This is a genomic window from Williamsia sp. 1135, from assembly GCF_002095395.1.
Taxonomy (GTDB): domain Bacteria; phylum Actinomycetota; class Actinomycetes; order Mycobacteriales; family Mycobacteriaceae; genus Williamsia.
The window spans coordinates 1-10,972 of sequence record NZ_MJEI01000036.1 but is presented as its reverse complement, the minus strand read 5'-3'; the positions used below and the strand labels follow the sequence as shown (position 1 = coordinate 10,972).

8 protein-coding genes and 1 pseudogene are annotated in these 10,972 nt (G+C 61.6%); 8 read left to right on the top strand and 1 reads right to left on the bottom strand.

Going from position 1 to position 10,972, the window contains the following annotated elements:
* The 5 genes from BFL43_RS00715 to BFL43_RS00695 form a co-directional block, all read left to right on the top strand.
* Positions 1–256 (top strand): transposase (locus BFL43_RS00715; RefSeq protein WP_084889703.1); only part of this gene is annotated, 256 nt, incomplete at its 5' end.
* On the top strand, positions 253–1,191 hold the full coding sequence (locus BFL43_RS00710; RefSeq protein ID WP_084889697.1) for an IS3 family transposase: 939 nt from the start codon (positions 253–255) through the stop codon (positions 1,189–1,191). The genes BFL43_RS00715 and BFL43_RS00710, both read left to right, overlap by 4 nt.
* A 47-nt stretch (positions 1,192–1,238) precedes the next feature.
* Complete coding sequence (locus BFL43_RS00705) at positions 1,239–1,604, top strand: hypothetical protein (RefSeq protein ID WP_084889823.1); 366 nt, start codon at positions 1,239–1,241, stop codon at positions 1,602–1,604.
* Positions 1,605–2,273: 669 nt separating this feature from the next.
* The gene (locus tag BFL43_RS00700; protein ID WP_084889821.1) at positions 2,274–3,707 is read left to right on the top strand and encodes a condensation domain-containing protein; all 1,434 of its coding nucleotides are present in this window, start codon (positions 2,274–2,276) and stop codon (positions 3,705–3,707) included.
* A 2-nt stretch (positions 3,708–3,709) separates the two neighbouring features.
* Positions 3,710–5,479 carry an MFS transporter gene (locus tag BFL43_RS00695; protein WP_084889819.1) on the top strand — a complete coding sequence of 590 codons (1,770 nt, stop codon included), beginning with the start codon at positions 3,710–3,712 and terminating at the stop codon, positions 5,477–5,479.
* Here BFL43_RS00695 and BFL43_RS00690 read toward each other — a convergent pair.
* Positions 5,457–6,344 carry an alpha/beta hydrolase family protein gene (locus tag BFL43_RS00690; RefSeq protein WP_240497982.1) on the bottom strand — a complete coding sequence of 296 codons (888 nt, stop codon included), beginning with the start codon at positions 6,342–6,344 and terminating at the stop codon, positions 5,457–5,459. The genes BFL43_RS00695 and BFL43_RS00690 overlap by 23 nt on opposite strands.
* A gap of 606 nt (positions 6,345–6,950) precedes the next feature.
* Between BFL43_RS00690 and BFL43_RS00685 the strand changes: the two are divergent.
* From BFL43_RS00685 to istB, 3 genes and pseudogenes are all read left to right on the top strand, one after another.
* Positions 6,951–8,376 (top strand): annotated as a pseudogene (locus tag BFL43_RS00685) (condensation domain-containing protein).
* 306 nt (positions 8,377–8,682) lie between these two features.
* Positions 8,683–10,200, top strand: coding sequence for an IS21 family transposase (istA, locus tag BFL43_RS00680; protein WP_084889768.1), 1,518 nt, complete (start codon positions 8,683–8,685; stop codon positions 10,198–10,200).
* Positions 10,197–10,961 (top strand): IS21-like element helper ATPase IstB, encoded by a 765-nt coding sequence (gene istB / locus BFL43_RS00675; RefSeq protein WP_084889766.1) that lies wholly within the window; start codon positions 10,197–10,199, stop codon positions 10,959–10,961. Before istA ends, istB begins: the two co-directional genes overlap by 4 nt.
* The last annotated feature ends 11 nt before the right edge of the window (positions 10,962–10,972 follow it).

Below are 10,972 nucleotides of genomic sequence, written 5' to 3'. Positions count from 1 at the left end.
CCGTGATGGGGCGGTCCGGATCGTCGAGGAGACGGGTAAACCGATCGCCCAGGTCGCGCGCGATCTGGGGGTCAACGAGGGCACCCTGGGCAACTGGGTCAACCGTGCGCGCGCCGAGCGCGGCGGCGAGGATGAGGCGAGCGGCGATAGTGCTGCCGAGCTCAAGCGGTTGCGTGCCGAGGTGGCCGAGTTGCGGATGGAGCGCGATGTTTTAAAACGATCGGTGGTCCTGTGGGTGAAGGAGGCGACGAAGTGATGCTGGCCCGCTTCATCGCAGAGCAGAGGACCACCTATCGAGTGCCACATACGGTCACGTGCGCGCTGCTTGGCGTGAGTATGGCGTGGTTCTACAAGTGGTTCAAGCGTTCTCAAAAGCCGGGTGCAGCAACAGGATTGCATACCGCGCGTGACTATCGGCGCGACACGGTAGACCGCGCAGTCAAGGTCAAGTTCATGACATTGCGGGGCTTGCATGGTTCCCCGCGGCTGCACGTGGACCTGCGTGAGGACGGGTGGACAGTGAGCGAGAAGACGGTCGCGGATTCGATGCGCCGGCAGGGTTTGGTGGCACGCCGGATCCGTCGCCGAAACGGGCTGACCCGGCAGGACAAGACGGCACCGAAGTTCCCGGATCTGGTGCGCCGGAACTTCACCGCGACGCGTCCGAACGAGAAGTGGGTCGGCGATATCACCGAGATCCCGACTGCGGCCGGGAAGTTGTATCTGGCGACCGTGATCGACCTCTACAGCCGCCGATTGCTGGGTGCGGCCACCAGCGTGCATCCAGACGCACCGCTCGCGTGTGCAGCAATCGAGATGGCGGTGGCCACCCGAGGCGGTAAGCAGGCCATAAGGCGTGACGAGGAGTCCGAACGGGTCATCTTCCACAGTGACCGCGGGTCGACGTACACCTCCAACAAGTTCACCAAGCTGTGCCGTCGGATGGGACTCCGTCAGTCGATGGGCCGCGTCGGGTCATGCTTCGACAATGCCGCTGCCGAAGCGTTCTTCTCTTCCCTGGAGTGGGAGGTACTGTCACGCAACGATTTCGAGACTCTTGCCGGAGCCAAGGCCGGTGTGCTTGACTGGTGTTACGGCTTCTACAACCACGTCCGCCGGCACTCCACGATTGGGATGGTCAGCCCCATCGACTACGAGAACGCTGCAGTCGCGGAGCCCGAAGCCGCATAGAGGAGTCCTCCACGATTTGGGGGGAACCACACATCAATGTTTGCGGAATGACGATTGACAGCATCGGTTGTCAGCAGACACTCCATGACATCCGCAGCGAGCGGACCAACGACAGTTTCCGCTACCTCCCACCGAACGGCACCCTTAGATCGGGATGGGTCGTACCCGTTCCCAACACCAGCCTCGGGAACGCGGGTTACACCCAGGTCATGTACGACTACACCGACAGCAACGGACGCCGCTGGCGACGCCTCGACAAGATGGAACCGCAGCACGTGCGTGTGCCTGAGTTCAATCCTGAACGATTGCACCGGTTTGAGACTGCCATGCGTGCACGACCGAACGAAGGCGACCGAATCCTCCCCGCGAATGTGCAGATTGCTGTCGACTCAGCATTCCCGGTGGACGAGTAAGCGCAGGCGGACGCGGCGAAATTGCCCCCTCGTCAACCCACCTAGGGGTTAACGAGGGGGCAAACCCTCCCGACACGCCTACGCACGCAGCCGCGCAGCGAAAACGACGCCTGCGTCACCTTCCCAACACCCATCCCTTCAGAGTCGACCAAGGCTCCAACTATCTGATCCATGAACCAACCATGACCACCCACACCCACAAAACCTCAGACAACAACCCCCACCCGACACCGACCTGTGCACAACCACCACTACTGTGGACAAAACCCCAACCTCACGCGCAGGCTCAGCCACATTGTTCGAACTCGTCATCGCAACTGAAATGTAAACATTGCGAAAATCCTTCTGAAATAGGAGGTTTCTTGTTCGGTCGGCGGGCGGTCTTGGACATAGTTGTTCGGGTTTTGAAAAAGAGAAAAATACTTCGCACGAATATCACTTCGTGTTGCCCCGTTCGAACGCTGTCTGTAGCGTCATCATCGAGCCGCTCGAAAAACTATTCATACCAATAACTCTTGTCGAGTTCACTATCGATGATCTCGGGTGGCGAACGCGACGACAATGGGAGCCGATCGATCCTTCTGTACGTGAAAGTTGTCAGTATTCCGGAACGCCCGGGGTACCGACTTTGATTCGCGTCCAACTGCGGGGTTTTGGAGGAGAATCATCTTGGTCAGTTTCGGACTCATCGACGAATGGCAGCCACCGACCGGCAATGTGACGACCTGGTCGGCATCGGCGGAATGTGTCGCGGCCGCGTATCGAGCGCCCGCACATCCGACGCCGCCCTCACACCAGCAGGAGGAGTACCTGCGCACGGCGGCCAGGACGAAGACGGCCGGCGTCCGCGGATCCAGGCTCTACGTGGGTACGTTCGAACAGTCGGGCACACTCGATCCGGCCGCCATGACCGCCACGATCAACGCTTTCCTGAAGCGTCATGACACCCATCTCAGCTGGTTCTCCACGGAATCCGACGGGGCAATGGTGCGGCACGTCATCGATCCCGACATCGTCGATTTCGTCCCGATCGATCACGGTTACTCAACGGACCCCGATCGCATATTGGAACTCATCCAGGAGCAGACGCCAGGCCCCCTCGAGTGGAATTGCTTCACATTCGGAACCATCGAGCACACCGAGGGTTTCACGATGTACGCGGCAATCGACCATCTCCATTCGGACCCCATTTCACAGGCGGTGTCCTTGGTCGATGCAATGGCGTTGTACTCCAACGCCATTGCGCACGACCAGATACCACTTAAATCCGCGGGTAGCTATCTCGACTATTGCGATCGGGAAAGGGAATCCTCACGACGGCTGACCCTCGGGAGTCGAGATGTGCAGAGGTGGATCGAATTGGTCAAAGACAATGGCGGCGATCTGCCCACATTCCCGCTGAGCCTCGGATCCGCACCCGCCGGCGAAACCGGGTCCCGCAGCACCCACCTGAGCACCGAACTGTTCGACGACGATGACGCGAAGACACTACTGGCCATCTGCCGGGAGAGCCGCGCGGGATTCATCGCAGCGATACTGGCAGTGGCGGCGCTGGCATCGTACGAGTTCACAGGGAAAACCCGATACCTCGGGATCACTCCGCGCAGCACCCGTTCGACACCCGAAGACTTCAGCGCCGTCGGTTGGTTCACCAGCTTGATCCCGGTGCCGGTTGAGCTCGATCCGACGTCGACGTTCCGGTCCGTCGTCCGGCAGACGCAGCTCTCGTACCTCGCGGGCCGCCAACTCTCCGACGTGTCATTTCACAGGGTTCTCGAATTGGCCGAGCTCGATCCCGACTCCCCGATCACCACGCAGCGGGGTTGGTCGGTACCGATGGTCTCGGTGATGGACACCCGACGTATGCCCGGGGTCGAGACATTCGAGTCGATAAATGCGAAGTTCTACGGAAACCGCGGGACCTCCGAAGAGGTCTATGTCTGGGTCAACCGATTCAGTCACGCGACGACCATCAGCCTGCTGTTCCCTGACACCCCTCAGGCCCGCGCATCGATCAACGTCTATGTCGACCGAGTTCGTCAGATCTTCAAGACCATCGTCGCCGAGGGCGATTATCTCCCGACCGTCACAACCGCGCGGTAGGCGTGAGTTCTGAACCTGCGGTGACCCATGATGTCGCGTATGTCCCCGACCGCGGTCATTCCGACCGGAACGCGGCACCGTGGCTCGCTCTGTCCTGCTGTCTGATCGCGGTGGCGGTTCAGATGGTCGACATGACCATCGTCAACATCGCACTGCCGAGTCTGGGCACGGATCTCGGAGCGTCCTCGGGAGAGCAACTCCTGGTCCTCACGGCGTACACCTTGGCCTTTGCCTGCACGTTGCTGACTGCTTCTCGTATCGGCGAGCGGATCGGCAGGCGGCGGCTGTTCATCGCGGCGCTCGCCGGTTTCACCCTCGTCTCGGTCCTGTGCGGCCTGGCACAGGGTCCAACCGAGTTGATCGTCCTGCGGGCGCTGCAAGGTGGCTTCGCGGCGCTTGCGTCGGCCCAGACGATCGCCATCATCGCGGCGTCGTTCCCGAAATCGAAGCATGGCATCGTATTCGGGATCTACGGCGCTACAGCAGGGGTTGCCGCGATGCTGGGCCCGACGTTGGGCGGCCTGCTGATCAGCGCGGACGCTTTCGGACTGGGCTGGCGGACGATCTTTATCGTCAATCTCCCTCTCGGCCTTCTCGCCTGCGCGGTGGGCTACCACCATCTACCCGCGTTGACCTCGACCTCTCGCCCGCACCTCGATGCCCCCGGGATCGCGCTGTCGAGCGCGGGCCTGTTCCTACTGATCTATCCGCTTGCGACCGGACGTGAGAACGGTTGGCCGGCGTGGCAGCTCGCCATGGTCGCGGGTTCGATCGTGCTGCTGGCGTTGTTCGTGTGGCACGAACACCGCCTCGCCGCCCGCGGAGGTGATCCCCTCCTGAAGCCGGAACTCTTCAGAATCCGGCCTTTTGCCCTCGGGTCGGCCTTGTCACTACTCTTCTTCAGCGTTTTCGCCGCATTCTTCTTCACCGTCTCCGTGACAGCTCAATTCGGACTCGGGTTCTCGCCGCTGCGCACCGGACTGCTCACCTTGCCATTCGCTCTCGGGGCCGCGGCAGGTTCCCTCCTCTCCTCGCTGATGGTCGGCTGGATCGGGCCACGAACGCTCTCTGTCGGCGCCGTCGCGTTCACCGGCTCACTGATCTACACCGCGCTGATCGTCGAGCCGACCGCAGGAATAGACATCCCTACGATCATCGCGCCACTGGTTGTCGGAGGCATCGGCATGGGCCTGTTCGTGGCCCCACTGCAGGCGACCATGCTGTCCGGTACGTCGGATGGCAACGTCGGTTCTGCGTCTGGCACCGTACCGACGATCCAGCAGATCGGCGCGTCCGTCGGACTGGCGGTTATCAGTCTATTGTTCTTCAATCAAGTGGCGGCACACTCTGATTCAGCTGTATCTGCCGCCCGCGAAACGCTTTCACAGGACATCGCGACCACGAACGTTGCCGAATCTCTGCGACCGTTCGTGATCAACGAGTTCGCCCGTTGTGCCTCGGCGAAATTGGGTTCACCTCATCCCGATGCCCCCGGTCCCGGATGCCCGGACACCCGGGTTCCCGACGACCGCGCGGCCAACTCTGCGCCACCCGGGGACCTGCGCTCATCGGTGACCGCAGACGCCGAGCCGGCACTCCGGCCGGCAGCCCGTCAAGCCGCCGCGCAGACCTTTCTCGCCGCGTTCGACGTCATTCTCTGGGTCCTCGCCGGGATCACGATCACGCTGGCAGCTCTGACCTTCGGGCTTCCCAGACGTACTTCGCCGGCAACGCCGGCTCGGGCTGATATCAGCGACGCAGCGCTGCGCTGATCATCGGCCAGGATTTGTGCAGATCGTCCTGCCAGTATCCCCAGCTGTGTGTCCCGGTGTCACGGAGATCGACAGTTGCCAAAATATTCAGCGCTCGCAGCCGATCACGCATTTTGTAGGTGCAATTGTTGGTAGCCGTTTCGATGATCGCGCCGACTGCAATCTGTTCGGTGAGCTTTGCACCGTTTCCGTTGATGCCGGGCCCATCGATCACGTCGTGCTCACCGGGAAGGCCCGAGCCATTCGAGATGTAAATGGCTTTACCCCTGAGCTTTTCGGCGTTGACGTAGGGATCATTCCGAACCAATTCGGGATCAGTTGGCGGCCCCCACATGTTCACGGTGTTGCCACCGCCGCGGATCTCGACGGTGAGTCGGACATACGCCTGTCCCTCGACATCGCTTGTCATCGCGCACCCGCTGTACGAGCCCACCGCCTGGTACAGGTCCGGCTCCTTCAAGGCGAGCTGAAAAACCGAGGTTCCTGCCATCGAGATCCCGGCGATAGCGTTGCGCCCGTTGCCATTGAACTGCGCATCCATCAACGGTGGAAGTTCTCGGGTGAGAAAGGTGGCCCATTTCTGTTTACCGAGCTTGGGATCGTCGTTGCGCCAATCGGTGAAGTAGCTGGCTGCCCCGCCCATGGGCACAACGACATTGACGTTCTGCCCGGCGAAGAAGCTGGTGATGTCGGTCTGATCGAACCAACTGCTACCACCCTCGCCACCCGCCGCACCGTTGAGCAGGTACACGGTGGGTGCCGGACGCGATTGATCCGCCGCCGGCAGCACCTTTACCGTCAGCTCCGAGTTCATGGCGGCGGATTCAATTACCACATCGACAATTCCTTGCGGCTGATTTGCCATTCTAACTATATGCGATCCCTCGGACGTGGCCGCCAATCCACCATCGGGTTCGGCTCCCGCAAATCCGGACCCGAGAAGTGACGCCGTAAACGTCATCACAACAAGAGTGACTACAAATGTTTCTGCATTTCGCATTCTTCGACGCGGCCAACCACTACTCAAACAAAGCTTCATGTTCAGATCCTTCCATGGCGGTGTGTTCGCAGCGACCGGCGCGCGAGCAGAGTAGACCACGTAGAACATGCAGCGCGACACCATCTTTGCGATATCAAACCATGCGAGGTCGGCTGTATCACAGCAAACCACAAGTGTCCACGGTCTCAGATTTAACGGACACGCGGATCTAATCTCAATAACTGTTGTCATACGACAATGTTCGATGTATCTTTCTCGATGCACGACAAACGCGACAACGGTCGGGGCCGAGACGTCATAAGACGTGAGGGCGCGTACGTCGAAGGAGAATTCGTTTCAATCCGAATTCTGAGTTCACAGTGGTGAATACCCGGGCCGACAAAGAGAATCCGTGGCGCACGGATGAATGCAGGTTTGCCAGTCATGGCGCGCTGAAGCGTGCCTGCCATGTGACTTCGACAGGGGTGCAGGATGGTCAATTTCGGTCTCATCAACGAGTGGGAACCCACTCCCGGGCGGCTCACCAGCTGGGTTGCGTCCTTGGCTTCGGTCGCCGAGGCCGGACGGGCACCGAAACATCCGACTCCTCCCTCCCACCAGCAGGAGGAGTATCTGCGAACTGCAGGCCGGAACGAAATCCGTCGGCTTCCGCTTCTCCCGGCTCTGCCTGGTGGCGTTCGATTTTGACACTCCGCTGGACGTCGACGCCATGACCAGGACAGTGAACACTTTCCTGCGCCGGCATGACACGTTCAGCAGCTGGTTCGCCGCAGAACCCGACGGATCGATCGTTCGGCACGTGATGGATCCCGCCGCAATCGACTTCGTGCCCACCGCCCACGGCGTCAAAGATTCCGCAGACGCGATCAGAGCGCACGTCCAGGACGAGACTCCCGGCCCCTTCAGCTGGGATTGCTTCACCTTCGGCGCCATCGAGCACGACAGCGGGTTCACGCTGTACGCCGCGTTCGATCACCTTGTCACCGAAGGAATTTCATCGGCACTCGCGCTCGTAGAGCTCCTGCAGCTCTATTCGTCGGAGACCCAGGGCGTCCCCAGCGGATTGTCGGAGGTCGGCAGCTACGTGGAGTACTGCGCTGGCGAACGGTCCGGTTCGGCCGAACTCACGCTCGAGTCCCCCCACGTCGAGCGGTGGGTCGAGCTGGTCCGGAACAACGGTGGAACCCTCCCGACATTCCCTCTCGACCTGGGAGTTTCGAGTTCCGGATACGCCAGGCCCGCACATCTGTAAGCGACGCTGTTCAGTGAGGCCGATGCCGAACGATTTGCGACGGTCTGCCGCGAGAACGGCGCCGCATTCACTCCTGGCGTTCTCGCAGTCGCGGCACTTGCGAGTCACGAGTTCACCGGAAACAGCCGATATTTCGGTCTGACGCCGAAGAGTACCCGCGCCACTCGTGCCGAGTTCAGCTCGATCGGCTGGTTCACCAGCTTGATCCCGGTCCCACTGACGATCGAGGAATCGTCGACGTTCACCTCGATCGTGGGTGCGGCACAACAGTCCTACGACGCCGGCAAAGAACTGACCGATGTCTCATTCCACCGCGTGATGCAACTCGTCGAACCCGACAGCGGCATCGACGTCCAGCCAGGCTGGTCTGTACCGATGGTGTCGTACATCGACGTGCGCAAGCTTCCCGGCGTAGACGTGTTCGACGCGCTGAATGCCGGTCTCTTCGGAAATCGCGGCAGTTCGGAGGAAGTCTTCCTCTGGATCAACCGATTCAACGACCAGACGTCGATCAGCCTGTTGTTCCCCGACACCGACGAAGCCCACATCGCGATCAAACTGTATGTCGACCGGCTGACCGAGATCTTCACGACGATCGCCGGCACCGGCGATTACAGTCCGTCAGTGGCAGCCTTGGCCTCGTAGACAGTGCAGTTGCCTGATTCGGCTGTAGCGCAGCCACAATCGGACGCGATCTCTTCTCGACGGGCGTGGTGGCGTTCACCGCTTGTCTCATTGTCGGCGGACATGAAAAACTGCCCGTAGGCGGACATGAAAGTGCCCACTGACGGCCAATAAGAACTGCTCACTGGCGGGCACGAATGTGCCCGTTGCCGGCCATGAATCTGCCCAGTCCTGTTGATCCCAGTGCGGCGCGTCTGCGCCGTGGGGGCCTCTCCCGAGGTTCGATGTCGATGCCTAGTCGATTCGAATCACCCGGGAGAGACCACATTGAAGTCTGACGGAGAACTCATGGAAATACTCAATGCCTACGATCTGACTGGGTCGTATCGCGCGGCAGCCGAACTTTGCGGGTGCTCGCATCACACGGTCAAGAAGGCGGTCGAGGACCGCGATGCCGGCCTGCCGCCGCAGGTTCGCCGGGCCCGACTGATCGACGACTTCACCCCGAACCTGGAGAAGTGGGTGCAGGATTCGCACGGCAAGATCCGCGGCGACAAAGCCCACGAACGCTTGGCCGCGTTGGGGTACACCGGCAACGAACGCACCACCCGCCGGGCACTGGCGGAGATCAAAGCTCAATGGCGCCTGGGCAATACGCGAGTGCACCGACCGTGGGTCACCGAACCCGGATTGTGGCTGCAGTACGACTTCGGTGACGGCCCGATCGTGAACGGCCGAAAGGTGGTGCTGCTGGTCGCGTGGTTGGCGTGGTGCCGCTTTCGGATCGTCATCGCCCTGCACGACCGGACCGGGCCGAGCGTGTTCGCCGGCCTCGACCGTGTATTTCGCATCGTCGGCGGCGCTCCGACGTACCTGCTGACCGACAACGAGAAAACGGTCACGACCGGGCACGTGGCGGGGGTTCCGGTCCGCAACCGTCATGCGGTGACCTTCGGCCGCTACTACGGCATCTCCGTCCTGACGTGTGAGCCGGCCGACCCGGCCTCCAAAGGCGGGGTGGAGAACGCCGTCAAACTCGCTAAAGCCGACATCGTGCCGACCGAGACGAACCTGCTAGGCGAGTACGCGAGTTTCGTCGACGTCGAGACCGCGTGCGGCGAGTTCATGACGCTTGTCAACAACCGGGTCCACAGGGCCACCGGCCGGGTACCGGCCGAGATGCTCGAGATCGAACGCACCCAGCTCCATGCGGTGCCCGATCTGCCGCACACCGCGGGCCTGGGGGTGACCCGCAAAGTACCGGACAACACTCCGATGATCACTTTCGAGCACGGCCAATATTCCATCCCGTCAACATTATTGGGACACAGTGTGTGGGTGCGCCACCACCCGGGTACCGATGAGGTCATCATCTGCGCCCTCGACGGCGGTGGCCCGGTCGAAGTGGCCCGGCACCGCCGCACCACCCGCGGCACCCCCGCAATCGATGACGCCCACTTCCCGGATCAGCCCGGCAAGATCCCCGGTGACTACCGGATCCGCGCTCGTAGCGCTGCTGAGCACGCTTTCCTGGCGATCGGAGAGGGCGCGGTGGTGTGGCTCAAAGAAGCCGCCGCCGTCGGGACCGAACGGATCTTTCAGAAGATGACCCACGCCGTGGACCTTTCGACCCTGAGTAGCCGCCCGGATGTGGATTGGGCATTGGGTCACGCCGCGGTGCACGGCCGGTTCGCCACCGGCGACCTCGACTCGATCCTCGCCAGCAAAGGAATGGACCCGACTCGCCACCAAGCCTCCGAAGACACCTCCTTGGCTCAAGGAACAACCGGATGGAACTCGTTCGGCCTCAACAATTCTCACGTAAACGACGAGGACATCGCATGAGTACCCCGACGCTGCCGGCCGAGGTGGAGCAGTTGATGCGCCAACTGCGGCTTCCCCACGCACGGGCGGTCGCCGGCGACGTGTTGGCCACCGCCCGCTCACAACGCTGGGATCCGGCCGAGGTCATCAAAGCGTTGCTGACTGAAGAAGCCGCTGGTCGAGCCCGGTCGATGCTCACCACCCGCCGCAAAGCCGCACGGTTTCCGACCGGCAAAACCTTCGATGTGTGGGACGAGAATGCCTCCTCGATCCCACTGCCCACCCAGCACGCGCTGCGCACCCTGGAATGGGTGGGGCGGCGGGAGAACCTGGTCGTGTGCGGGCCAGCTGGGACGGGGAAGACATTTTTCCTCGAAGCATTGGGACACAATGTTATTGAAGCAGGTATGCCGGTGGCTTGGTTCACCCTCGAACAGCTCGGGGTACTCGTACGTGCCCATCGTGCTGATGATTCTTTGGGCAAAGCCGTCGCCAAGATCGTCCGCGCCGAGCTCATCATTGTCGATGACGTCGGGCTCCTCCCGGTCGGCGCCGACGCTGCCGAGGGGCTCTACCGGATCGTGGAAGCAGCCTACGAACGCCGATCGGTCGCGGTCTCGTCGAACCTGCATCCCAGCGGGTTCGATGAGTTGATGCCCAAAACGTTGGCGACCGCCACCGTGGACCGACTGCTCCACCACGCACACCTCTGCCAGACCAGCGGAGACTCAGTCCGCCTCGCACAAGCCCTGCACGGACAGGGGGTCAAAGCCTTGAACTGACCACCCTCGGA